This window comes from Spiroplasma sabaudiense Ar-1343 (genome assembly GCF_000565215.1).
In the GTDB taxonomy this organism is placed as follows: Bacteria; Bacillota_I; Bacilli_A; order Mycoplasmatales; family Mycoplasmataceae; genus Spiroplasma_B; species Spiroplasma_B sabaudiense.
This window is the reverse complement of the sequence record NZ_CP006934.1, coordinates 764,622-790,563: the sequence shown is the minus strand read 5'-3', so window position 1 is coordinate 790,563 and position 25,942 is coordinate 764,622. Positions and strand designations below refer to the sequence as shown.

The window sequence follows — 25,942 nt, the reverse complement described above, 5'->3', positions numbered from 1 at the left end:
TAGATTAAGACTATTTTTTGTTAAACTTAAAAGGAACGGAAGATAAATATGAAAAATAAAAAAGTACTTTTAGTGGATGGAAATTCACTTATTTTCAGAGCATATTTTGCCTCAGCTTATACAGGAAATATATTAAAAACTAAATCAGGGATTCCTACAAATGCAGTTTATTCATTCATTAATATGCTAACAAGTTTATTAAATCAAAATGACTATTTTGATGTTGTTGTTGCTTTTGATATGGGTAAAAAAACTTTTCGTCATGAGAAAATGCCAGACTATAAAGCGGGTCGAAGCAAAACCCCAGATGAATTAGTGCAGCAATTTCCAATCGTAAGAGAGTTTTTAACAAACGCAAATATTTCCTACTATGAGATTGAAAACATTGAAGCAGATGATATTATAGGTACAATATCTTCAGATTTATCAAAAGCAGCAGATTTTGAAATTGAAATATTAACAAGCGATAAGGATATGTTTCAATTAATTAATCACAATACCAAAATTTTAATACCAAAAACCGGCGTAAGTGATTTGCTGGTTTTTGGTGAAAACGAGCTAATGGAAAAATGATCTGTTACTCCAGGACAAGTTCCAGACTTAAAAGGAATTATGGGAGATCCCAGCGATAACATTAAAGGAGTTGCGGGGATTGGCGAAAAGGGAGCAACAACGTTATTGCAAAAATTTCACTCTCTTGAGGGAATCTATGAAAATATTGATGAAATCAAAGGTGCCACGCAAAAAAAATTAATCGAGTCTAAAGAAATAGCGTTTTTATCAAAGGAAATAGCAACTATAAAAACTGATGTAGAAATTCCTCAATTTGACATTAAACGAATCAATCTAAATTTGGATAACATAATTGAGTTTTTAAACAAATATGAAATGTTCACTTTAATTAAAAGACTAACTGCACGCACTGACAATATCAACTTAGAAGAAAAAATTAACTATCAAATTCTTAAGAAATGAGACAAACAATATAATGCAGATAATAGTGCGATAATAATTGAATTGTTGGATTCAAACTACCACAAGGCAGAATTAGTTGGTATTGCAATTTCTAATGAAAAAGGTAATTTCATTTTAGAGCTTCAAAATAGCCAAAACCAAGATTTATTTAATTGGCAAGATAGCTGAATTGACGAAGATTTCCAAGAACTGTTACTTTCAAATAATTTAAAAAAATCTTTTTATGATTTAAAAGCTGCGGTATCGACATTAAATCGCTTTGGTTATCAAGTTAATTTAGCTGCAATAGATTTTGATATGATGCTAGTTGGTTATATCAAAGATAACTCCTTAAAGTCGACATTTTCAAATTACATTAGGGCTTTAAATTCTGATTTGGAAATTCCTGAATCAGAGGAAATATTTGGTAAAGGTGCTAAGAAAAGTTCTGCAATTGCTGATAATATTAAAAACGAATATTTAGCTAAAAAATCAAGTTATTTATACCAAACTAAACCAAAGGCTTTTAAGTTTTTGGAAGAAGAACACCTCTTAGAACTTTACAACGAAATTGATTTAAAATTTGCCAAATTACTTTTTGAAATTGAAAAAGCTGGAGTAATAGTGGATAAATTAGAACTAAAAAAACAAACTTTAAAAATTCAAGAAAAAATCAATATTTTAGAAAGCGAAATTAGAAGTTTACTTGGAGAGCACATTGAAAGTGACTTTAATATAAATTCACCAAAGCAAATTAAGGAGTTATTATTTGATCGCCTACAACTACCAGACTTAAATAAGGGAAGTACTGATAGAGAAACTCTGCAAAAGTTAGTATCCCACCATGTTGTCATAGAAAAAATTTTAGATCACCGAAAATTTAGCAAGCTATATTCAACCTATTTAAAGGGTTTTGAAAAATACATTTTTGAAGATGGCAAGGTTCATACAATTTATAATCAGACATTAACCGCGACAGGTCGTCTTAGTTCTATTGAACCTAATTTACAAAATATTTCGATTCGAGATGATGACCAAAAAGAAGTTCGTAAAATTTTCATCAGCAGTCCTAAAAGCGTTTTTTATAGTTTTGATTATTCTCAAATTGAACTAAGAGTTTTAGCACAATTAGCTCCAGAAAAAAATTTAATTAAAATATTTAATGAAAATCGTGATGTCCATAGCGAAGCTGCTAAACTGTTATTTAAGCTAACCAATGAGGGGGAGATTAGTGCAGAAATGCGTCGAACTGCTAAAATCTTTAATTTTGGAATAATTTATGGCTTAAGTGATTTTGGATTAGCAAATGATTTAAATATCTCAATCATTGACGCCAAAAATTTAATTAAGGCTTATTTTGACTCGTTTTCAGATATATTACCTTATAAACAAAAATTAATCAGTGACGTCAAAAATTCGGGTTATGTGACGACCTTATCTAAGCGCAGACGCTATATTTACGAGTTATCCAGCTCAAACTACCAGGTCCGACAATTTGGAGAACGAATAGCCTTAAATACTCCAATTCAAGGCACTGCGGCGGATATTTTAAAAGTGGCTATGATAAGCATTAACGAACGTCTTCAAGAACTACAATTTTCAAGCAAAATGGTCGCCCAAATTCATGATGAAATTATTTTTTCAGTTGAATTAAACGAAGAACAAGAAGTGGTTAAAATCATTGAATTTGAAATGAAAAATGCCTTACAAAAATTGATAGAAATAATGGATATTAATGATTCAGTAAAAGTAAATCTGGAGGTTAGCTCTAGTAAGGGAAAAAACTGATTTGAATTAAAATAGGAGGAAAATTATGCCAGAACTACCAGAAGTTGAAACGGTTGTTAGAACACTTAGAAAGTTAGTCTTAAATAAAAAGATTACAAAAGCTAAAATTGTTTACCCAAACTTATTAAAGCAGCCAACAGATACCCAGCAATTTGAGTCAGAAATTACTGGTCAAAAAATTTTGGCTATCGAAAGAATTGCCAAACATATAATTTTTGTCTTCCAAAATAAAGTTTTAATAAGTCACTTAAGAATGGAAGGCAAGTGGTTTTTTGAGCCTGAGGGAGCACAAACTAACATTAAACATCAAGAAGCCTATTTTATTTTTGATGATGGAATGCAGTTGGCTTATTATGATACAAGAAAATTTGGTACATTGCACTGACAAGATATTGATAACTTTCGTGAGCAAAAACCTCTAGTTACATTAGGTCCAGAACCATTTAGTGAATTGGTAACCCCAAACTATTTAGCAAAAAGAATTAATAAATCAAGCAAGCATATAAAAACAATTCTTCTTGACCAAACAATAATTTCAGGAATTGGAAATATTTATGATGACGAAATTTTATTTGCTGCAAAAATTCACCCCCTAAAATTAGGGGCTGATATCAGTCAAATAGATTTTGAAAACATCATCGATAGTTCCCGAGATATATTAGCTAAATCGGTTGAAATGGGTGGGACAACCATTGATAGCTACCAATCTGCTCACGGGATAGATGGTAAGTTTCAAAATTTCTTAAAAGTTCATACCAGGGTTAATAAACCATGTCTTGAATGTCAGACTTTAATTACTAAAATAAAGGTCAACGGAAGGGGTACTTATTTTTGCCCACAATGTCAAGTTTTATAGTTTTATAGTTGTTTAGAAGTGGAAAACTTCTTTAAAGACCGATTTAAATGGACTATTCAGGGATTTTTATTTACAAGTTATTCAAACAAAATAAATTTTGTATCAAAATTTATTTTGTATTTTAAAATATTTAAAAGGCGGGTATTGGTTTATGGATTTTTATAATTATAAAATTAATCTAAAAAATACTTCAAGCGCCTATGATTTTAAGATTTTACAATATTTGTATTTACCAATAATAGGGCCCTCAGCGTTTACAACTTTCTTAAGTTTAGTAAATGAAAATAGTTTTCAAAAAGAGTTTAAAAACGGATCTTTTGACATCAAAAGACTAAGTAAAATTAATGGAATTGGAATTGTCACATTAGAGAAGGACTTTGAAAAATTATCTGCGATGGGCTTGTTAAAAACTCTTGTTAAAAAGGATAAAACCATTAAAATTTTCAATGTTTATGCCCCATTAGAGCCCTTGGATTTTTTTAATAATGAAATTTTTTCTAAAGCTTTATTAAAAAAAATCGGAAAAGAAGATTTTGAAATGACTAGTTATATGTTCCGTGATGATTCAATTATTGTTGGAGAATATGAAGAAGAACTTGCTAATTTTTCAGAAGTTTTTAAAGAAGATGCAATTAATATTTTAGAATTAAAACCAGAAATAATGAAATTAAAACCTAAAAAAACCGATGTTTTCTACAAGAATATAAATAAAGATTTATTAATTAAAAAATTATTGGAACAGGGAATCGAGATAAATCTTCAAATTCCAAGTTATGTCAAAGTATTAAAAAACATCACTGTTTTATACCAGCTAAGTACAGAAGAATTGTTTGACTCAATTTTGAAATGTTATGATTTTGAAAATAAAGTCCTAGAGCCAAAAGTATTATTTGATTTTGTAACACACCAAAATTTGCCAATAACAGATGCAAATGATCCAAAATCAAAAGAGAAGCAAAAGTGTCAAGAAATGGAGTTAATCGAACCATTAGATTATTTAAAATTATTGAAAGATCAAAGAGATTTGACAAATAATGAAAAAAATATTATCAAAGTTTTAGAGCAAGAATTTAATTTTAAAAATGGATTTATTAATTGTTTATTAGAGTTTTCTTATTATAAAAACTCCCGTGAAATTGTTGGAAATTACATTTTTAAAATTGCTCAATCAATTCAAGATTTGCAAATATCATCAACAAACGATTTAATGAAGTATTTAAAGACAGCTTATTTGGAATCAGTTAAAAATAAACAAAAAAAACGTATGAATTCAAATAAAACCATTGAAGCTAAAACTCCCATTGACTGGGAAGCTGGAGTAAATCCTGAAAGATATGAAGCAAAATTTAATTGATAGTAAGGAAAAATTATGAATACAGAAGAAGTTGTTAAAAAAATCAATAGTTATAATTCTTTAAAAAAATTTATGAAAGACATAAATATCACCATTGACATAATTGCCAAAAATCAAGACTTTTTAGAGGATTTTTTGTTAGACTATCAAGAATGCGAATCTGGGTTTTTAAAAGATTGCTTGCAAAAAAATCAAGGATATCAACCGTTTTTAAAATTTAGTCATAAAATGTTTTATGGGGCAACAAAGCACTGTGCACATTGATTAATGGATAATAAAAATTACCAAATTAAAAAAAATTTTATTTACTGCGATTATAATATTGATGACAATAGTGAAACTATTTTTAGCTACTTTGAAAAAATAAAAAATGATAATTCTGTTGATGAATCAAGAAAAAAATTTATTAAATGAATTCAAGGGATTGTTGATAAAAAAACCGATAAGGGGGTATTTTTGACAGGACCTCCTGGAGTTGGTAAAACATTTTTGCTTCAACTATCGGCCAATCAATTTGCTTTTTTAAATCATCAAGTTGCCTTTGTTGCGGTTTCAAATTTAATTAAGACTATAAAAGATAGTTTCTCAAACGAAGAACTCAAAAAAGACAATTTATTAAGAAAATTAATGCATGTAGAATATTTGTTTCTCGATGATATTGGTGGGGAAGTTGTCACTCAGTATTCCCGAGATGAAATTTTATTTACCCTTTTAAATTACCGTATGGAAAATAAAAAAATAACTTTTTTTTCATCGAACTTTGATATGAAATCATTAAACCAATTGTATGGTGAAGTTACTACTAATTTGACGAATAGGGATATTAATATTATTAAAACTAGTCGTTTTACTGATCGTATAAAGGCTTTGGCAAAAGAATTAAAAATTAATGGAGAAAACAAAAGATATTAATTGGAAAAAATTCTATAAAATTAACTAAAAGTGATAAAAAAAACAAAAAATTATTTAGTAATAAATGTTTTTAACTTTTTAAATAAGTATAAAATAAATATTGTAGAACAAAAGGGGATATTACGATGAAAAAAATCGCTATAAACGGATTCGGAAGAATCGGAAGACTTGCTTTCAGAAAATTATGAGAGTCAAAAAATGTTGAAATCGTTGCAATTAACGATTTAACAGATCCAAAAACATTAGCTTACTTGCTAGAACATGACTCAGCTCATGGATATTTCCAAAAAGGAAAAGTTTCATTTACAAATGATTCGATTACTGTTGAAGGAAAAAGCATTAAAGTTTTAGCCGAAAGAGATGCTGCAGCATTACCTTGAGGTAAAATGGGAATTGACTTAGTTGTTGAAGCAACTGGTTTTTACACAGATAAAGAAAAAGCATCAGCACATATTAAAGCTGGAGCAAAAAAAGTTATGATTTCAGCACCAGCAACAGGTGATTTAAAAACTGTTGTTTTTGGAGTAAACCATAACGAATTAACAAAAGATGATATTATTGCTTCAGCTGGTTCATGTACAACAAACTGTTTAGCTCCTGTATTACAAATTCTTGACAAAGAATATGGGGTTGTAAAAGGTTTAATGACAACAGTTCACGCTGTAACAAATGATCAAAAATTGTTAGACTTACCACATAGTGACTTACGTCGTGGACGTGCAGCAACATGAAATATTATTCCAACAAGTACTGGAGCTGCAGCAGCTATCGGTAAAGTATTACCAACTTTAAATGGTAAATTAGATGGTTTAGCATTGCGTGTTCCTGTAATTACAGGTTCAATCGTTGACCTATCAATTGAATTAACTAAATCACCAAAAGTTGAAGAAATCAATGCAGCTATTAAAAAAGCAATTGATGCTGACAAAAAAGGTTTAGGTTTAGCTCTAGAATACAGAGACGATTCAATTGTTTCATCAGATATTATTGGGTCTACTTATGGTTCAGTTTTTGATGCAACAATGACAAGAATGATCGAAGTTGACGGTAAAAAAATGTACAAAATTTTCTCATGATATGATAACGAAGCATCATTTACTTCACAATTTGTGAGAGTAATTGAACACGTTGTTTCATTATAATTTGATTTTAAAAACACGCCGTTAGAGCGTGTTTTTTATTTAAAAAAAATTCCACAAAGTTAATAATAAATAGATATTTTATTATTTTAAATTAAATGATATATTTTCAATTAAAATATAAATGATAATTAAAAGGAGAAAAGAAATGAATAAAAAAACCCTAAATGAAGTTAACGTCTCAGGAAAAAAAGTTCTTGTTCGTGTAGACTTTAACGTTCCATTAAAAGATGGAGTAATTACAGATGATAATCGAATTCAAGCTGCATTACCAACAATTAAACACTTAGTGAAAAATAAGGCAAAAATTATTTTGTTGTCACATTTAAGTCGTATCAAAACTGAAGAAGATAAATCTAAAAAATCTTTAGCTCCAATTGCGATCGCTTTGGAAAAAGCAGTTGGTCAGAAAGTAGTATTTGTAGCAGCAACTCGCGGAGCTGAGCTTGAGTCGGCAATTAACACTTTAAAAGATGGTGAAATTTTATTATTAGAAAATACCAGATTTGAAGATGTTAAAAATAACGAAGTTGTCAAAGCCGAAAGTAAAAACGATCCTGATTTAGGAAAATATTGAGCAAGTTTAGGAGATATTTTTGTTAATGACGCATTTGGTACTGCTCACAGAGCTCACGCATCAAACGTTGGGATTTCAAAAAACATTAAAGAATCTTGTGTTGGTTTCTTAGTTCAAAAAGAGCTAGAAATGCTGGCACAAGGAGTTGATAAACCGGCTCATCCATTTGTTGCCATCATTGGTGGGGCAAAAGTTTCAGATAAAATCGGTGTAATCGATAACCTTTTAACTAAGGCCGATAAAATTATTATTGGTGGGGGAATGGCGTATACATTTTTTGCAGCTCAAGGACACAAAATTGGTAAATCGCTTTTGGAAGCTGACAAAATTGATCTAGCAAAAGAATATTTGCAAAAAGCAAATGGTAAAATAATTCTACCAATTGATTCAGCAAATGCTACAGAATTTAAAGATGTCGCTCCAAGTTTTTCTGGTGTAGATTTACCCGATGATGTAATGGGACTAGATATTGGACCTAAATCAATTGAGCTATTTCAAAAAGAATTATTAGGAGCTAAAACAGTTGCCTGAAACGGACCAATGGGAGTTTTTGAAATGGAAAACTTTAAAAAAGGGACAGTGGCTGTTTGTGAATCAATCGCTAATTTAAAAGACGCTTTTACTTTGATTGGTGGGGGAGACTCAGCTGCAGCAGCAATCCAATTAGGATTTAAAGAAAAGTTTACTCATATATCAACTGGTGGAGGAGCTTCGCTTGAATATATGGAAGGTAAAGTTCTGCCTGGTGTTGAAGCAATTCAAAACAAATAATTAATTAAAAAAACCCGCAAATGCGGGTTTTTTTAATTAATAATTATTTTATTTATAATTTAATTGATTTTAAGCCATTTTGGAATATTATTAGAAGTGTATAAAAATAATTGGAGGGAAAAAAATGATAACGCATTTCTTGACGGAATTATTAGGGACAATGATTTTAATAATAATTGGAAATGGTATTGTTGCCAATACAGTTCTCAAGGGAACAAAGGGTGAAAATGCTGGTTGATTAGCAATTGCCATCGGCTGAGGTTTTGCAGTTGTCGTTGCCGCAACCATTTCATCAGCTCTTGGTGGAAAGTCGCACCTGAATCCAGCAATTACTTTAGCATACGTTGTTAATGATTGAAAGGCAAATGTTGGAAGCTGGGGGCTTCTACCGATCTTTTTAATAGGTCAGATTTTAGGGGCAATGCTGGGTCAAATAATTTTAGATATTATTTATATGAAACACATTCATGTCTCTCACATAGAAAACCGTGGTGATTTGGTTTTAGCAATGCACAGCACTGTTCCAACACACAAAAATATATACTTGAACCTATTTACAGAGTTCTTGGCAACCTCCATATTAGTTGGGGCAATTCTATCAACCTCAAATGGATGATTTAAAGAATCTCATTTTCTAGGAACACTTTTTGTTGGAATTGTTGTGATTGGTATTGGTTTAGGGATTGGTGGAACCACTGGTTATGCTATTAACCCAGCAAGAGATTTAGGCCCGCGAATAATTCATCAAATTGCGCCTTTTGATAAAAATTATAAAATTAAATCCGATTGAAGCTATGGGTGAATCCCAATTGTGGCTCCAAGCTTATCTGGATTATTTGTAGGTTTAATTTTTTTACTGACTTAAATTTTAAAAAATTAAGAGGTTTTTAAAACTATAAAAATTTTTTGTTTCAAAGTTATTTAGTAAAAAACCAAAATTTTCTAATTCTAATAAATAAAAATTATCCTAAATTTAGGATAATTTTTATTTATTTTTTTTACGATTGTATCGATAAACCACTTTCATTGCTCATTTTTTAGGGACGAACTTCAGTAATTTATTTAAAAATATATTATTGATACCAATAATAAAGTAATCCTTATTATTGGCTTTCAAAGATTTATTTAAACTTTTCCTTGCAAAATTTCTAAGCGCTTTGCTTTGTTCTTCTTTTGCCTGACCGCTAACTGATTTATTATCCCTGCTTCGGTCTCAAAAACCTGTATTAATTGGTCCTGGACAAACTGTAACTAGCCTTACTTTTGAATTTTGACTTTTGAGTTCATGATTTACTGCAATTCCTAAGTTTAAAACATAAGATTTTGAGGCATAATAACTTGCAAATCCTGGTCCAGGAAGAAAAGCAGCGACGCTACTGATATTTATTATTCGACCAAAATTATTTTCTTGAAATCTGTTAACAAAAATTTTAGTAAGTTTATGAAGAGATTTAATATTTAAATCGATCATATTCATTTCTCGCTCTAGACTTGATTCTCTAAAGTTACCCAAAACCCCGTAACCGGCATTATTTATCAGTAAGGAAACTTTCAGATTTTTAGTTTCCTCTGCTATTTTGTCACAGCTATCAAGGTCGCTTAAGTCTAAGTTTAATTTAAGGACAACTTGATTAGGAAAATTTTTAGCTAAATCATTAATTGAATCTGTATTCCTAGCTACTGCAACAATGTTTCAGCCGCGCTCCAATAAGTAAACACAAAATGCATATCCGATCCCTTTGCTAGCTCCCGTAACAATTGCTCAGGTGTCTTTTTCGACTTTGTTTTTTTTCATTATTTTTTTTCATCAACTTTTTTTGAAATTACTGTTGTATCAAAAAGTTGTTTTCTATTTAAGCTGATGTAAATTCCAGCCGAAACAACAGAAAGTACAGTTGCGATGTACATTGGAATCATTACTACTTGATTAATTCATCCAAACTCATCAAAATTTCCTGTTCCTTGTGTAGAACCATTAAACATTCTAAATCCAACGAAAAATAGTAAAGACATTCCAACCATTTCCATAGCAGCTCTGATTTTTCCCATTCAATTTGCAGCCATTATAACTTCTTTGGTTGCTAAAATTTGACGAACAGCATCAATAATAAAATCTCTTGCTATTAAAACTACTGCCATTCAAATTGGAACAATTCCCGAACAGGCAAAGACAATTAAAACAGTATTTGTTAAAACCTTATCTGCAATAGCATCAAAGAACTTTCCAAATGTTGTAACTTGGTTAAATTTTCTAGCAATATAACCATCTAAAAAATCAGTAAAAGCTGCAATAATAAATAAAATTCCTGCCACTAAATAAGCAATTGGTAGTTGATAATGTGTACCGATGTTAATTGTCTGATTTCAAACATCAAACAGTGGTGATCCGGGAAATTGGTAAAAGACCATTAAAATAACTATGACTGGAATTAACAGTAGCCTAATCATTGTTATGCGATTTGCTCAATTCATAAAGTCCTCTTTTCTAAATAAATATAAAATAATTATATTACATTTATAAAGTAATTGAATGAAATTATTTTTATTAAGCAGAAGCCATTATTAAAAATTTTAATTTTTATAAGGATGTTTTATTTTTATTTTCATATTCAAGGACATTGACAAATAATTTCTCGTGATTTCATATTTTTTTTAAAAAAGGTAAAAAGAAATTAATTGCTAAACCAGTACCAAAAGTAAAGATAATTAAACCAAACACAAAATAGTTAGCAAAAAAGTTAATTTTTACTTCTCATGAATAGGAAGGGGCAATCAATATCATAATGATTCCAAATATAAAAATTAAAAAATCTCAAAGAATTCTACTTTGTAAATAAGTTCATTTTGTTAAACTCATGAATTCTGTTACAACAGAGTTGTAGGGTCCGTTAAAAACACGCGACCATATTAAAATAGCAACTCCTAAGCAGTAAATCAAAAATGCTCCAAAAAAAACTCAAACCATTTGTAAATAGTCAATGGTTGTTGCTTGTTGAGAAATTTTTACTAGTCAATTTTGCAAACCAGTACTTTGAAAGTAGCCTTGATGAATTTGCAAGAAAAAAGGACCAACAAACATCAAAATCACATCACCAATTACCAATATTATAGTTTTAGTTATAATTTCGCGATCGCGGCTTGCTCTAAATTTTTTGACACAATTTAAAGTAGCAAATAATATTACAAATAAAAGTAGGATGAAATAAAATAACATTAAATATAAATAGTAATTGCTCTCATTAATAGCTGGATCAATTTTACCAATTCTCTCATTCAAATTATTTTCTGTTTGAATTGCTCCAGGGACAAATACAGCAAGCGTAGAAAAAATTGCAAAATCAACATTTCCTGAGCCAACCGTAAGAGGTAAGTAAATTTTTGTCCCTAGGCTTGCGATAAATAATCCCACAAATGCCAAGACACTTCTTATAAGTAGTAATTTTCAATTAATCTTTAATAAGCTTCATAAATTTTTTACATAAAACATTTAAATGCTCCTTTCGCCATAATCATATTATTGTTTTTAAATTAGTCAATAATAAAGTAGATTTTTTTCAAATTTGTGATTAGATAATTGGGAAAGGTGGTAAAAATGAAAATTGACTTCAATTTACTAGCAGAAAGGTATTTCCAAGAAAGTATTAACTTATTAGGCCAACTTATAAAGTATCGCTCGGTAATGGATTTAAGCGACCCTGATTACCCATTTGGTAGTGAAAATGACCAGGCTTTAGATTTCATTCTACAAACTTGTAACAATATTGGATTAGAAACTTATAAAGATCAAGAAAAATATTATGGATACGCTGATTTTGGCAAAAGTGATAAAATATTTGTTGTATTTTGTCATTTAGACGTTGTGAATCCAGGTAATTTTGATGAGTGAATTTATGATCCGTTTAAACTAACAGAAGTTGAAGGCAAACTATATGGTAGGGGAACTTTTGATGATAAAGGTCCAACGGTTAACAACATAATGGCGGTAAAGTACCTAAAAGATCATGGCTTTGCGGGGGAATATAAAATAAGATTATTTTTTGGGGTTGACGAAGAAAACGAAAATCGCTGTGTCAAAAAATATTTACAAGATTTTGGTCAACCCGATTTAGGATATGTTCCTGACGCCTGTTTTCCTTATGTGTTCGGGGAAAAACACTTGGCTTGAATTAATATAACAGGGGAAGAAAATTTGGACTATGCTATTAAGTCGGGAGATACATATAATATTATTGATGCGAAAGCAACTTATGAAGGTTCAAAAATAAAATTACTTCAAGAAAATTTGAATAAGCGAGGCATTATAAATAATAACCTAAATAATTCAATTGAAATATTTGGAAAACAAGCTCACGCTGGTCTTCCAAATTTAGGAATTAGCCCGGTTATGCTGCTCAGTGAGGCTCTAAAAGAGACCAAAATCAAAGGCAATATGATTGACTTTATCAATAGTTACCTTATTAATAATTATGATTTAAAGGCGATTTTTGGTAATTTAGAAGATGAATCAGGAACATTGACTTTTGGATTATCGATTGTTGATATCAATCAAAATAATCAAAGGATTGCCTTACAAATAGATATTCCAGCCACAGTTGACTATCAAAGTGAAATAATTACTGGCTTTGAAAAGATTTTAAAGAATTTTAATTTAAAAATCGAAACCCATCACTTTAATAAAGGTTTTTTATTTGATCAAAATCACTGAATGTTAAAAATTATGTTAGATAGCTTCACTGAAGTGACAAAAGATTTTAATACTTTACCATGTGCCATTGGGGGCGGAACTTATGCCAAGGAAATAGACAATGCGGTTGCTTTTGGGGGTGCTTTGAATTTAGAAAATTTAACGTTGCACGGAGTTAATGAATGAGTTTACAAAGAAGAGTATCAAAAGCAGTTACTTATTTATACAAAAGCTTTGGCAGAAATTTGTAGTCATAAAAGCAAATAACTTTATCAATTAAACCAAAAAAACCGATTTGTTATAATTGGTTTTTTTTGGTTTTTTTTGGTTTTTTTGCTATAATTGTTTTGGGTGAAATAATGATAAAAGCAGAACGCCAGGCATTAGTGCTAAACTATATTAACAGCCGAGAACTTTCAATCGTTGAATAAATGGTCCAAGATTTGGGAATCTCATTTACAACGATTCGTCGAGATTTGCTAGAACTAGAAGAGCAAGGAATGATTATTAGAGTTCACGGCGGGGCGAAACCATTACGAGACAAAAACGTTGCAGAAGAGTTATTAGATGAAAAACTCTCTGAAAATGTTATTGCTAAGAAAGAAATCGCTGCTAAGGCTTTGGATTGCATCAAAAAAGGAGAAACAATTTTTCTTGATGCTGGTTCCAATACTTATTATTTATCTCAAATTATTAAACCCGAGTTGGAATTAAGAATTTTAACCAATTCAATTATTAATGCTCAGGAGTTGGCAAAAAACGGTAACAACTTTGTCAATATCTTGGGTGGTCGTTTTAAACTGAAAACTGGGGCCATTATTGGATATGAGGCAATAAAATCAATACAACAGTATTCCTTTGATATCGCTTTTTTAGGGGTTAATGCTGTTGATAACCATTACAACCTATATACAACCGATGATGATGAAGCCCAAGTCAAAGAACAGGCGATTAAGCAATCTCGCTTTGCGTTTGCATTAGCAGACCGTAGCAAATTTAATTCAAAGTCTTTTATTAAATTTGCTAGCAAAAATGAAGTTACCGTAATAAGCGAGGACTAAAAAATGATATATTCAATAACATTAAATCCTGCAATCGACCACATAATTGAGTCAGACAACTTTACTATTAAACAGACCAACTATTATCAAAATGAATATCAAGTTGTTGGGGGTAAAGGAATAAATGTTGCAATTATTTTGAATAATTTAGAAAATCAAGTTCAAGCTACGGGAGTAATGGGAGCAGAAAATAAAGCAATATTTTTAGATAAATTTGCTGAAGTCAAGGTACCAAATCACTTCTTTTTTAATCAAGGAAAAACTCGTACTAATTATAAAATTAAAAACTTGAGTTTAAAAGAAGAAACAGAATTAAACGGGTTAGGATTTACAACCGAAGCCAAAACTTGAAAAGAATTGCTGGATTATTTGAAAAAATCGATAACCAAGGACGATATTATTGTTGCTGCGGGTTCACTTGCCAAAGGAATTCCAGATGACATTTATTTTGAAATCGGAAACATTGCAAATCAAGTTAATGCAAAGTTTATTTTGGATGCAACAGGAACTGTTATGCGTAAGGCATTAAGTTCAAAACCATTTTTAATAAAACCAAATATTGATGAGATTTGTGGAATTTTAAATTTACCAATAAAAGAATATGCTTTTAGCCAAATTAAAACAATGATTTTAGAACTGCAAAAATTGGGAGCTAGAAACATTCTTTTAAGTATGGGAAGCCAGGGAAGTTACTATTTCACTGAAAATCAAGAAATTTATCAAACCGGAATTGCGCAGGGGAAATTAGTAAATTCGGTTGGAGCTGGAGACAGCATGCTTGCTGGATTTACTCACGGGTTAAGTCAAAACCTTGACATTGAAGAATGTCTAAAATTGGCAGCCGCTTCAGGAGCTGCAACCGCTTTTAAAGAATGGTTGGCAACTAAAGCGGAAATTACAGCCTTAATTGATCAGATTAAGGTTCAAAAAATCTAAGAGGAGTTATTTATGGAACTAAAAAATTTATTTAGTGCCCAAACAAGTTTCTTTGATGTTGATTTACAAACTCGCGAAGAGGTTATTGAATTTTTAGCAGCTAAGTTAGCTGAACAAAAAGTTATTAATAACGAAAAAGCTTTTGTAACCGCCATTAAAAAACGTGAATCTCAAGGTTCAACAGGAATTGGGGATGGAATTGCCATTCCGCATGCTTTGGATAAATCAGTTAACCAAACATGTGTGGCTTTTGCCAACTTGAAAAACCCTGTTGACTGAGACAGTTTGGACGGAAAACCTACTAAATTAGTATTTATGATTATGACTAATGGTAAAAATGGGGAAGAACATTTATCAGTTTTAGCTGATTTATCAACTTACTTAATGAAGGAAGAAAACCAAAAAGTTTTAATGAAAGCAAAAAAAATTGCTGATTTGGAAAAAGTATTTGGAGCAGCTAAAGCTGAAGAGCAAAAACTAAAAGCTGGCCAACACTATGATGTTGTTGGTATAACAGCTTGTCCTACTGGAATTGCCCACACTTATATGTCAGCTGAAAAACTAGTTGAAGTGGCCAAAAAAATGGGATTAACTGTCAAAGTTGAAACTCAGGGCCGTCGTGGAACTGAAAATCAACTAACACCTGAGGACATTGAAAATGCCAAAGTGCGAATCATTGGAATTGATAAACAAATCGATGGTTTAGGTCGCTTTAATGGTTTTGATGTTATTAAAACCAATACCAAAGATGTTATTTACAATGCTGAAAAATTAATTGAAGGATTCAGCAAAGGAGAAAAAGTTACTAAAATTCAGGGAGAAGCTAATAGCGGATCTCAAGGTGGAGGAAACTTCTCATTAAATCAATTTAAAGATATCAAAGGAAACCTTCTTGGTGGGGTTTCAAAAATGCTACCATTTGTTGTGGCTGGGGGAATTATATTAGGAATTGGATTCTTAATTGATTTTGCCGCTGGAAACGCTAATGCAGGGGGGGACTATGGAACTGTTAACTCAGTTGCTGGTTGATTCTCGGGATTAGGAAAAGTTGCCATGGGAGCCATGGTACCAATTCTAGCAGCCTACATTTGTTTCTCAATTGTTGGTCCTCAAGGGTTAATGCCTGGTTTTGTTGCTGGAGTATTGGCCAATGGAGATGGAATGGTTTATGGTGACCAAACCACTGGTTGAGGAAATCTATGAGGTAAATTATTACCTAGTGGATTACCATATTCTTCTGGGTTCATCGGAGCCATGGTAGGAGCTTATTTAGCAGCCTTTATTGTCTTTGGATGAAGTAAAGCATTTGGAAAAGTATCAAAAGGATGAATGGGAGTAAGAGACATTGTTTTTGTTCCAGTTTTATCACTTTTAGGAATCGGAGTTGTAATGTTTGCCATTAATATTCCATTGGGATATGTAATGCTTGGGATTCAAGAAGGACTAACATTCTTATCAACTCCAAGTAAAACAGGAGGAGTGAACTTACTTATTCTTGTTGGAGCCCTAGTTGGATTTATGATGTGTGTTGATATGGGTGGACCAATTAACAAAATCGCATATACCCTAGGAACTATGACAGTTGGGGGAACTCTAACTAACGGTTTAGGAACTGAAACAGTAATTATGGCTGCAGCAATGGCTGGGGGAATGATTCCCCCACTTGGAGTGGCACTATGTACTGTCTTATTTAAAAAAGTCTGATCGGTTGAAGATCGCGACGCTGCCAAGGCTAACTGATTAATGGGAGCATGTTTTATCTCAGAGGGTGCAATTCCTTTCATGGTTAAAGATCCAAAACGTGTTGCTCTATCAGCAATGGCTGGAGGACTAATTACAGGATTAATCGTGGGGGCATTTACAATTACATTAGCAGCACCACATGGTGGGGTGTTTGTATTCCCATTATTAGAATCAAAAGCTGCAATGTTTAGTTCAAGTAAAGGACTTGCAATTGGAATGGGTGTATCTTTATACTTGTTAGCAATTGTGGTTGGAACTTTCACAATGGCATTAATCTTAGGATTTTGAAAATTAGCAGATGTTGAAAAAGCTAGCAAAGATACTAATTTAATTGAAGAAGTTGAAACTTCAACTAAAAAAGCAGCTAAAGCCAAAAAACAACCTGCAAAAGCTTAATATCTTATTAATTCAAGACTGACGCTTAAGTCAGTCTTTTTTAATTAAAAATAAAAAACCTTTTAAAAGACTTTTATTTTACGATAAAATTATAAGAGTGAGGCCCTTTATGAGAAAAAAAACCGGAGCAAAAAATTTGTCTAAAACAATTTTTGATGATTTTTTTTGAATAACTAATTTTTATCCTGTTGGAAGTGACCTTTATATAACAGATAGTGATTTTGAAAATAACCAAAATTATTTGTTAAAAATTGATCAGACAATTTTGACTCAAGAAGTTAAAATAAAATCCCCATGAAATCGTTATTTTTTGGCTCACCCAGACCCTAGTAAATCTTCTGCCATTGGTTCAAGCCAAACTGATTTAAAGATTTGTCTAGTTGATAAAAGTTTTATTCAAAATATAATTGGTTTAGAAGATAATTTTTTAGTCACTTTTGTTAGAAAGCAAGAGGGGAACTTTAGCACGACAACTTCAATCTACAATTCAGGTTTTGAAAAAATTACTGAAATTCCAGAACTGCAGAATTTTACAATTATTTCACCAATTTTAAATTCAAATTGTTTTGTTATTAGAAAAAACGATGATGGCCAAACAGCGATTTTTAATTATGATGAAAAAAAGCAAATCCCCTTAAATGGAGAATTTGAAAATTGTTTGAAAGTTATCATGGTTGGAGATGACTTAGTTGTGCTAGCCACAAATTATCATGTTTTTAAGTGCAATATTGATTTTAAAAATCGCGTTCCAATTGTGGAAAGCAATTTTGAAAAACAAATTTCACAATTTAATGAGACCGGTTTTTTAGTTTCAGATCGAGTTAATGGCCAGACTAGTTTTCACTCTATTAATGAGACGATAAAAAATTCAAAATTAATAATTAATAAGTATTTTTACAAAATTGATGCTATTAATAAAAATTTAATAATTGGTAAGCCACTAATCGATGAAATTGGTGCAATTAACTACCATTTACCAGTTTGGTTTATTTATTAAAACGGAGGGAAAAAAATATGTTTGAAAACGAACGCTATGAATGAATGTCAGATTTAAATGTTGGTGTTACTTTTGTCACTTGATTTTTTTGCTTTTTTATTGTCGGTCTTTATTTAATTGGTGGTTCAATAACATGAATCGTTACTTGAAAAACTAAAAGTGAATTAGTTTATAAGGACTTATTTAAGGAGTTAAACGAGGATAACGGGTTCAATGATATAAAAATTGTTTCTGCTAAAAAAGGCTTGCGTATGCCATTTTTTAACTATAATCCGCTAACAAAAGAGTTTCAGGTTAAACCGTGAGAGTTAGAACGCCAAAATTTAGCTAGTATTCTAAATCTCTTTTTTAGTTATGTTTTAATTATTGAAACTCGAGTTCAAAATACCCATTATAGAAGAAGTTTGCTATGAATGACTAGCTTAAATATTTTGGCTTTATTTTTAGGATTAATAAGCTTTTTAATAGTTTTAATAACCCCATATGGTCTAAGCGATGCCACTTTACAGTGATTTGATTTTTCCTTACAAATAATTAATTATTTTGCAATGGGTTTGATTTTTATTTCTTGAATTTCGCTAGCCTTTATTTATGAGTCGCTAGGCAAACTAATGAATGAAATGGCGGTTCACTACCTAAGTCCAGAAAAATTTAAACGCTTTAGAGCCGTGGTTGGAGTTTATGCTTTTATTCCATTAATTAAAAATCCGTTTTTAATAACAAAATTATAAAAACAATTAGTTCATTTAAATAATAAAAAAACCGGATTTAAATCCGGTTTTAATTTTTAAAAACTTATAAAGACTGATTTGTTATCATTAATTGTTTTTTCAACTTGGAACTGTTCCGTTTTTTTCTTGAGCTTTTGAAAGACCTGCGTATTCTTTCATTGTAACTCCTTCTTTACTTCAAATTCCCTTGATTGTTGCTCAACAAATTGTAATTAAGAAGAATGAATACATAATTGTAATCATGCTTTGCATTCAAATTAGTAATGAAACCAAAAAGTTTTGTCTTCCGCTTTGGAAAATATCTGCAATCGCTTGAATAATTGTTATAATTGCTGAAACAATTTTCAATAGAAGTTCAACTGTAACAATTACAATAAAAATTCCTGCAATAAATTTCATAAATCCATTTTTTGCATAAGCTTCGTTTGAGTTTTTTCTTCAAAAGAAAATCCCACCAATTAGCCCAAGTAGCATTCCAGCTCCAGTAATTCCTAAAAATATTGAAGATGCTAATTGAGTTGTTGGACTAAAGAAGTCTGCATTTAAACTTGCTCCAAATGCAAAGAAACTTCCAATTAGAATAGCCCCTCCAACAACATAGTTTACTGTATAAACTTTAGCTATTTCATTTCTTGGGTTTAGTGTTGATTGTGAATCAACATTTGGAATTTTAGTTAACATAAAAGGTGTAACAAATCCTCCTAAAGTTAAACTATAAACTGCTAAAATGAATCTATTTGCAATAATATCCTCATCTGATTTGGTTTTAACAAATTTAATAATTTTCATTCCAAAGAAAACTGTTTTTCAAACTGCGTAAGTAAAGTAAGCAAGCGCAATTGCTATTAAAACTTGATCCAAGGGATTGAATTGTTCCACTTCAATTTTAAATCCTTCAAAATTCCCGAATAATGCAGATGCAAATAATGCATATCCAAGTAATGCAAAACACATTCCCAAAATATTAAACAATATTATCCTAGATCTAACATATGACATAATATCTCTCCTTTTCATAATGATATTTTACTACATTATCACAAAATTATTTAAAAAAGTTATTTTAAAAAATATTATAACTTATCAATATAAAACGCCATTTAAATAGCAAAAACCGGTTCAGAAATTTTTAATTTCTGAACCGGTTAGAACTTTAATAACTTATTAGATTATAATTCTTGTTATTTTTGAGATTTGTTTTTTAACTTTTCAAGTGCTTGCGCCTTTTTTAGGTTATCTCAATACTCGTCTAGTTTAGCATCTTCAATTTCAATTGCTTCTACTTCTTCAGGTGTTAAAATTCTAAAAATAGTTTTAATCTCTTCATATTTTTTAATTCCTTCAGGAGTGTTCAATAGTTTTGCTTTCTTAGGCTTGTAGTATAAAAAGTAAATTCCAAATACTGCAGCAATGATCCCGATGAAGTAAATAATTGGCACAACTCCACCAAGAACACTGGAGATATTGTTTTTGGCAATCCCACTAATTAAATCACTAAAGCGATCAAAAAAGTACATAAAGAATTGCAAAATCAAGAAGCCAAGAACAATAATTCAACCGGTGTACTCATATCATCTAACGTGAATCTGTTTGCGATACCCTTGAATTATGACTGTTGATAAAACAATCAAATAAATTGAAATTAAAACAATTGAGGTGGCAGCAGCAATAGTTTGATAATCAAATGGTGATGAATTTCCAGTAGCACCCTCAATAATATCGGGAATAAGCATGAATAATACAAAGGTTATTAAAACAATACAAATTGAAGTAATAACTCCAGCAACAGGGATATTCTCTTTATTTTTAACACTTATTTTTTCTGGTAAAAAGCCCTGGGCCGCTAAAGGTTCTAAACAACTTCCTCCAAATAAAGTAATTTGTAGATTTGAGTTAAAACGCATCAAAATTGTACAAATAATTACCATTCATCCCCCAAAAGCCTTTAATCCAGGGCTTTTTAAAAAGACTTGAATATTAGGGTTATCTTGAAAACCAGCTGGAACAGCCCCCATCAAAATTAGGGTAAAGATGATGTAAAATGCAGTGGTCGCTATCATTATGACAGTCATTGCAATTGGCATGTTTTTCCCTCGATTTTTAATGTTATTACCAACGGTAATAAAAGTTTCAAGTCCACAAAATGCAAAGAAACACGAGACAAAAGCATTGTTAAATTTAAAAAATGATAAATCAATATTTTCTGGATTTGAATAGTGTTGCAAACCAACAATCCCATTACCAGAGAAAACAATTATTCCAACAATCATTATAAAAATTGTAATAGCTCAGGTTAAATAACCAATAACTGTGGCAACTACTTTATATTTTCTGATTCCAAAAAATAAAATTGCAGCTGCGAATGAATAAATTGCCAAAGATATTAAATCTAAGTACAATTTTCCTCAAGAACCTCAAAGACCATTTTCCCCAAATAGACCATTTTCAATAACTGAACCAGCGGCAAAGTTATTTCGAATCATGGTCACTAGTAATCCCATTGCAATTAAAGGGATGGCAGCATAGTTAATAAGACCCATGAAGAGACCTCAAAATTCTCCTAAAGCAGTTCGGACATACTGGCTCGAACCACCGTTGGCTGTGGGGTGTACTTTTACTAGTCTAGCAAATGCTCAAGCACAAATAAAAGCAACAAGTCCTTCAATTGCAAAAATTCATAAAATATGAATTCTAACTCCGGCTTCCTTATCGCTTCCAACGATTGAGGCGAAACTTGCTGTAAAAGTAATCCCGGCGATAAAACTAAATCCTAGTCAAATCAGAGTGGGTAAACCCATGCGGGTATCTTTTTTCATAAATCCTCCTAATTTATTTTTAAAATTTTATGATTAGCTACAATTAGCTAGTTGGCTATTTTTTATTTAAAATAACTGGAATTATAAGAGGGTTGCGACGTTTAAACTTAAATATGTAAGGTGAAAGTGATTGTTTAATTGCGGTTTTAATAGCTCCAAAAGTTGGTTTTGGTGAGTTTAAAACTTCCAAAACAGCATTTGCAACAATGTTAATTGACTCATTAATTAAGTTACCACTTTCACGAACATAAAAACTTCCTCTTGAAATAATTTTTGGCTGGTATAACAATTTATTTTGTTGAGAATCAATTGAAACTACAACAGCCATCAAACCATCTTTGCTTAAAATATCACGTTCTCTGATAATGTTACTTGCTTGTCCGGTCATATCCTTACCATCAACATAAATGGCATCAGCTGCTACACGTTTTCCTAATTTAGCTTTACCATTTAGCATTTCAATTTGATCACCATTAGCAACAATAAAGACATTATCTTCAGCAACATTTACTGAAACAGCTGTTTGACCATGGACTTTTAGCATTCGATAATCTCCGTGCATTGGCATAAAGTAATGCGGTTTTAATAGGGTAAATAGCAATTTTTGTTCCTCTTGACTGGCATGTCCTGAGGTATGGATGCGATTTTCTGGTGAGTTTTCAATAACATTTGCTCCTAAGCGAGTTAGTTTATTAACGACATTTTCAACATCGGCTCGATTACCTGGGATCGGTGATGAAGATAAAATGACAGTATCACCTGGAATAATGTTAATTGACTGGTGCTCACCGCGAGCCATTCGCGATAATGCCGCCATTGGTTCTCCCTGACTTCCAGTACAAATAATCATTACGCGATTTGCTGGGAAATCATTAATGTCCTGAGTTTTTATAAAGGCTTTTTCACTGATTTTTAAGTGACCCATTTGACGAATAATTTTAATAATTCGTTCTAAACTTCTCCCAATAACTGCAATCTTTCTCCCGTATTTATTGGCAGTTTCAACAATATGTTGAATTCTGTGAACATTACTGGCAAAACTTGCGATTATAATTCTTTGTTTTGCCTTTAAAAATAATCCATCAATATTTTCGATTACTTTTTTTTCACCAAGAGTATAACCTTCAACCTCAGCATTTGTTGAATCAGCTAGTAGTAGTTCGATTCCTTTATCACCCATTTGGGCCAAACGACTAACATTGGCACTATGACCAAGTGGGGTTCAGTCAAATTTATAATCTCCAGTTGAAAATATATTTCCGTTTGGGGTTTCAACAAGTATTCCAAAAGCATCAGGGATTGAGTGGTTTAAAGCGGCATAAGAAACATTAAAACTTCCTGATTTTCAAACATCATTTTCAGTATATTCTTTAATAATTGTTTTATTTAAAAGTTTGTGTTCTTTTAAACGATCGCGAATTAGCGCTGCTGCTAGTTCGGGAGCATAAATAATGGGAATATTAACTTGCTTTAGCAAGTAGGGAATCCCACCAATATGATCTTCGTGTCCATGAGTTATGAATAAAGCCTTTACTTTATTATTGTTTTCTAATAAGTAAGAATAGTCTGGAATAACAGCACTAACACCAAGCATCCCTGCATCGGGAAATTTTACCCCAGCATCAATCATGATTATTTCTTGATCGTGTTCGATTACGTAAGTGTTTTTTCCGATTTCTTCAAGCCCCCCTAAAGCAAAAACTTTGGTGGCAATTTTATTATTTAATAAATGCATTTTACTTGTATTTGTTTTTTTGATCTCAACAGAACTGTTATCAATTTCAGCTTGTCCAGTCGATTTATCGATTATATCTTTCATTTTTTTATCCTCTCTGAAAATTATTTTTAATTTTTATTATTTAATTTGCTAGCTGCTTTGTTTCAATAACTTAAATAAATATTAACATAAAATGTCAAGGATTTTATCTTTTCGAATTTATTTTTTATTTTTTCAAAGTTATTTTAGAAAAATAATCTTCAAAATAAAAAGATGAGTTGCGGTTTTTATCAAAAAAACTTTCAGTGTAGAACTGAAAGTTTTTTTGACTTTAGTGATTAAAGTAAAATTCAATCTTCATCAATAAATTCGGGGTCGTCTTTATTGATTAAATCATAATATAGCACACCTTGATTGTGTAGTAACTCATGTTGAAAGACAATCGCCTTGTAGCCACGCAGATTTAAAGTGACGGCTTGATTTGTGAAATAATCAATACCCTCAACTGAAATTTTATAACTTCTTGGGACAACTCCAGGGTGGTCGCTGTCCACACTTAAACATCCTTCGCCACCTTCAAGAGCCACAACTTGGGGGCTAGAAGCTGTTATTCTACCATTTATGATTGCATATTCTTCAGCTTCCTCATTTTTTTCTCATTCAAATCGAGCAAAAAACATATTGGTGTTGCTACCGATTTGTGGTGCTGCTAGACCAACTGCTGGACGTAAAAAGTCGGGACTGCCTTTTTTATTTAGAGTTTTACATTGACTAACACGAACAAAGTCGATTAACTTTCGCATTACAAGGTCGTGGTCTTCAGATAGCGGGGTTTGAACATCGCTGCTAACACTACGGATTACTTCGGTGTTGTTATCTTTAAAAAGTCATTCATTACTTGGTCGTTCTTTTTGTAAAAGATCTTTATAAGTCATTTCCATTATTTTTCCCCCAAACATTCCCCATAATTATAACAATTTTTTGTTTTTTATTTCAAAAAAACAGGCCTAATAAATAAATTTTAGTATAATAAATAAATAGTAGGTGCATAATGAAAGTAATTAGTGGTAAATATCGCGGTCGCCAGCTTGTTGCCTTACCGGGTTTAAACACTCGACCAACAAGTGCGCGAGTTAAAGAGGATATGTTTAATATTTTGACAAATTGGTTCATTTATGAAGGTAAGATTTCCTTGGACTTGTTTGCTGGTAGTGGGGCGTTATCAATTGAAGGTTTGAGTCGGGGCATTGAATTTGCATATATAAACGACTGGCATAACCCAGCACTAGAAATAGTCAAAAAGAATTTGAAAAATATTCCAGCATCACAATTTCAAATTACCAATTGGGAATTCAAACGAGTTTTAGATTATCTCCACCAATCTAAAAAAAATGTTGATTTAATTTATTTAGATCCACCGTTTCCACAAGTAAATTATTACTATGAATTTTTTGAAAAAATTGCGACTTTAGATATTTTGGCAGAAAATGGAGTGATAATGACCGAGGCTCCAGAGTTACTAGATTTATCAAAGATTAACCACCTAACATTACTAAAATATAAAGATTTTAAAAATAAGCATTTTTATTTATTCAGATTGGAGAGACAAGAAAATGGTCAATAAGCCTGGAAGAATTATTATCCTCTCTGGTCCAAGTGGAGTTGGAAAGGGTAGTGTTAATAACGAACTATTCAAAGATGAAAGTCTTAATTTAACATATTCAGTCTCAATGACAACAAGAAAACCGCGTCAAGGAGAAGTTGATGGGGTTAATTATTTTTTTGTATCACGAGAATATTTTGAAGAGCAAATTTCAAAAAATGCCTTTATTGAGTATGCTGAGTTTATTGGCAATTATTATGGTACTCCCAAAAATTATGTTCAAAAGCAAATTGATTTGGGTAAAAATGTTATTTTAGAGGTTGAAGTTAAAGGAGCAATGCAAGTTTTAGCACAAGATTTAAAAAACGAAATTTTATCAATTTTTTTAATGCCCCCAAGTTTAGAGGAATTAAAGGCCAGAATCAAAAAACGCGGGACTGAAAGCACAGAAATTATCAAGCAACGTTTGGATAAAGCTCTCTTAGAAATTCCGCTAAAAAATCATTATCGCTATGTAATTGAAAATGATAATCTAATTAATGCAGTTGAAAAAATAAAAGATGTCTTACAAAAAGAAGGGGCCTTAAATAAAAACTCCAAGCAAAGTAGATATTGAAAGCTTTTTGAAATTGTTAATGCCGACATTATTGAAAATTATCAATTTTTTTTAGAAAATTGAAAAATTAATGTTCAAGCTCAGGTTAAAGAAAATCATCGCATCAATAATAAAGATTTTGACTTTATCTTTCACTTGGCCCAGCTGCTAAGTGATCGAATTTATGAGGATGTTATGGGTCATGGGTATATTAACAGCATTGTTGATAAGGATTTTGTGAAAAAAAAGATCGAAAAACTAATGCTAGAAGTTAATTTTTTCAGTTTAGAACAAACACGCTTAGACTAGTGA

Annotated in this window: 22 protein-coding genes; 15 read left to right on the top strand and 7 right to left on the bottom strand. The window is 31.2% G+C overall.

Translation table 4 applies throughout. From position 1 onward, the window contains the following. Positions 1 to 48: 48 nt before the first annotated feature. The 7 genes from polA to SSABA_RS03555 all read left to right on the top strand — a co-directional run bounded on the left by polA (position 49) and on the right by SSABA_RS03555 (position 9,216). Positions 49 to 2,757, top strand: a complete 2,709-nt coding sequence (polA, locus tag SSABA_RS03585; RefSeq protein ID WP_025251226.1) for a DNA polymerase I — start codon at positions 49 to 51, stop codon at positions 2,755 to 2,757. A gap of 10 nt (positions 2,758 to 2,767) precedes the next feature. Further along, positions 2,768 to 3,598: a DNA-formamidopyrimidine glycosylase gene (mutM, locus tag SSABA_RS03580; RefSeq protein WP_025251225.1), complete on the top strand. Its 831-nt coding sequence runs from the start codon at positions 2,768 to 2,770 to the stop codon at positions 3,596 to 3,598. A gap of 151 nt (positions 3,599 to 3,749) precedes the next feature. Next, positions 3,750 to 4,955 carry a DnaD domain protein gene (locus SSABA_RS03575; protein WP_025251224.1) on the top strand — a complete coding sequence of 402 codons (1,206 nt, stop codon included), beginning with the start codon at positions 3,750 to 3,752 and terminating at the stop codon, positions 4,953 to 4,955. Positions 4,956 to 4,967: 12 nt separating this feature from the next. Further along, complete coding sequence (locus SSABA_RS03570) at positions 4,968 to 5,864, top strand: ATP-binding protein (protein ID WP_025251223.1); 897 nt, start codon at positions 4,968 to 4,970, stop codon at positions 5,862 to 5,864. Between the two features lie 125 nt (positions 5,865 to 5,989). Continuing rightward, complete coding sequence (gene gap / locus SSABA_RS03565; RefSeq protein WP_025251222.1) at positions 5,990 to 7,006, top strand: type I glyceraldehyde-3-phosphate dehydrogenase; 1,017 nt, start codon at positions 5,990 to 5,992, stop codon at positions 7,004 to 7,006. 145 nt (positions 7,007 to 7,151) lie between these two features. Next, the gene (locus SSABA_RS03560; protein ID WP_025251221.1) at positions 7,152 to 8,351 is read left to right on the top strand and encodes a phosphoglycerate kinase; all 1,200 of its coding nucleotides are present in this window, start codon (positions 7,152 to 7,154) and stop codon (positions 8,349 to 8,351) included. 124 nt (positions 8,352 to 8,475) lie between these two features. Further along, entirely contained in the window at positions 8,476 to 9,216 is a 741-nt protein-coding gene (locus tag SSABA_RS03555) for an MIP/aquaporin family protein (protein WP_025251220.1), read from the top strand. Between the two features lie 120 nt (positions 9,217 to 9,336). Here the strand turns inward: SSABA_RS03555 and SSABA_RS03550 are convergent, their stop codons facing one another. The 3 genes from SSABA_RS03550 to SSABA_RS03540 form a co-directional block, all read right to left on the bottom strand. After that, positions 9,337 to 10,146, bottom strand: coding sequence for an SDR family NAD(P)-dependent oxidoreductase (locus SSABA_RS03550; RefSeq protein ID WP_025251219.1), 810 nt, complete (start codon positions 10,144 to 10,146; stop codon positions 9,337 to 9,339). After that, on the bottom strand, positions 10,146 to 10,823 hold the full coding sequence (gene pgsA, locus SSABA_RS03545) for a CDP-diacylglycerol--glycerol-3-phosphate 3-phosphatidyltransferase (RefSeq protein ID WP_025251218.1): 678 nt from the start codon (positions 10,821 to 10,823) through the stop codon (positions 10,146 to 10,148). Before pgsA ends, SSABA_RS03550 begins: the two co-directional genes overlap by 1 nt. A 106-nt stretch (positions 10,824 to 10,929) precedes the next feature. Further along, a complete protein-coding gene (locus tag SSABA_RS03540) occupies positions 10,930 to 11,838 on the bottom strand; it encodes an SPE_1075/MLC_0560 family membrane protein (RefSeq protein WP_025251217.1) in 909 nt (302 codons plus the stop codon). Between the two features lie 105 nt (positions 11,839 to 11,943). Here SSABA_RS03540 and SSABA_RS03535 point away from each other — a divergent pair, with 105 nt between their 5' ends. The 6 genes from SSABA_RS03535 to SSABA_RS03510 all read left to right on the top strand — a co-directional run bounded on the left by SSABA_RS03535 (position 11,944) and on the right by SSABA_RS03510 (position 18,899). Then, a complete protein-coding gene (locus SSABA_RS03535) occupies positions 11,944 to 13,302 on the top strand; it encodes a Sapep family Mn(2+)-dependent dipeptidase (protein ID WP_025251216.1) in 1,359 nt (452 codons plus the stop codon). A gap of 164 nt (positions 13,303 to 13,466) precedes the next feature. Then, positions 13,467 to 14,096: a DeoR/GlpR family DNA-binding transcription regulator gene (locus tag SSABA_RS03530; RefSeq protein ID WP_051464709.1), complete on the top strand. Its 630-nt coding sequence runs from the start codon at positions 13,467 to 13,469 to the stop codon at positions 14,094 to 14,096. 3 nt (positions 14,097 to 14,099) lie between these two features. Continuing rightward, positions 14,100 to 15,032, top strand: a complete 933-nt coding sequence (gene pfkB, locus SSABA_RS03525) for a 1-phosphofructokinase (RefSeq protein WP_025251215.1) — start codon at positions 14,100 to 14,102, stop codon at positions 15,030 to 15,032. Between the two features lie 12 nt (positions 15,033 to 15,044). Next, positions 15,045 to 17,171: a PTS fructose transporter subunit IIABC gene (locus SSABA_RS03520; protein WP_025251214.1), complete on the top strand. Its 2,127-nt coding sequence runs from the start codon at positions 15,045 to 15,047 to the stop codon at positions 17,169 to 17,171. 109 nt (positions 17,172 to 17,280) lie between these two features. Continuing rightward, positions 17,281 to 18,168, top strand: coding sequence for a hypothetical protein (locus SSABA_RS03515; protein WP_025251213.1), 888 nt, complete (start codon positions 17,281 to 17,283; stop codon positions 18,166 to 18,168). Between the two features lie 17 nt (positions 18,169 to 18,185). Further along, positions 18,186 to 18,899: a hypothetical protein gene (locus SSABA_RS03510; protein WP_025251212.1), complete on the top strand. Its 714-nt coding sequence runs from the start codon at positions 18,186 to 18,188 to the stop codon at positions 18,897 to 18,899. 87 nt (positions 18,900 to 18,986) lie between these two features. Here the strand turns inward: SSABA_RS03510 and SSABA_RS03505 are convergent, their stop codons facing one another. The 4 genes from SSABA_RS03505 to SSABA_RS03490 form a co-directional block, all read right to left on the bottom strand. Further along, a complete protein-coding gene (locus SSABA_RS03505; RefSeq protein WP_025251211.1) occupies positions 18,987 to 19,898 on the bottom strand; it encodes a hypothetical protein in 912 nt (303 codons plus the stop codon). A 182-nt stretch (positions 19,899 to 20,080) separates the two neighbouring features. After that, positions 20,081 to 21,715 (bottom strand): APC family permease, encoded by a 1,635-nt coding sequence (locus tag SSABA_RS03500; RefSeq protein ID WP_025251210.1) that lies wholly within the window; start codon positions 21,713 to 21,715, stop codon positions 20,081 to 20,083. 55 nt (positions 21,716 to 21,770) lie between these two features. After that, positions 21,771 to 23,534, bottom strand: coding sequence for a ribonuclease J (locus SSABA_RS03495; protein WP_025251209.1), 1,764 nt, complete (start codon positions 23,532 to 23,534; stop codon positions 21,771 to 21,773). Positions 23,535 to 23,770: 236 nt separating this feature from the next. Then, a complete protein-coding gene (locus tag SSABA_RS03490; RefSeq protein ID WP_025251208.1) occupies positions 23,771 to 24,373 on the bottom strand; it encodes a peptide deformylase in 603 nt (200 codons plus the stop codon). A gap of 110 nt (positions 24,374 to 24,483) precedes the next feature. Between SSABA_RS03490 and rsmD the strand changes: the two genes are divergently transcribed. Both rsmD and gmk read left to right on the top strand, forming a co-directional pair. Beyond that, entirely contained in the window at positions 24,484 to 25,056 is a 573-nt protein-coding gene (gene rsmD / locus SSABA_RS03485) for a 16S rRNA (guanine(966)-N(2))-methyltransferase RsmD (RefSeq protein ID WP_025251207.1), read from the top strand. Beyond that, on the top strand, positions 25,046 to 25,939 hold the full coding sequence (gmk, locus tag SSABA_RS03480) for a guanylate kinase (protein WP_025251206.1): 894 nt from the start codon (positions 25,046 to 25,048) through the stop codon (positions 25,937 to 25,939). Before rsmD ends, gmk begins: the two co-directional genes overlap by 11 nt. Positions 25,940 to 25,942: the final 3 nt, after the last annotated feature.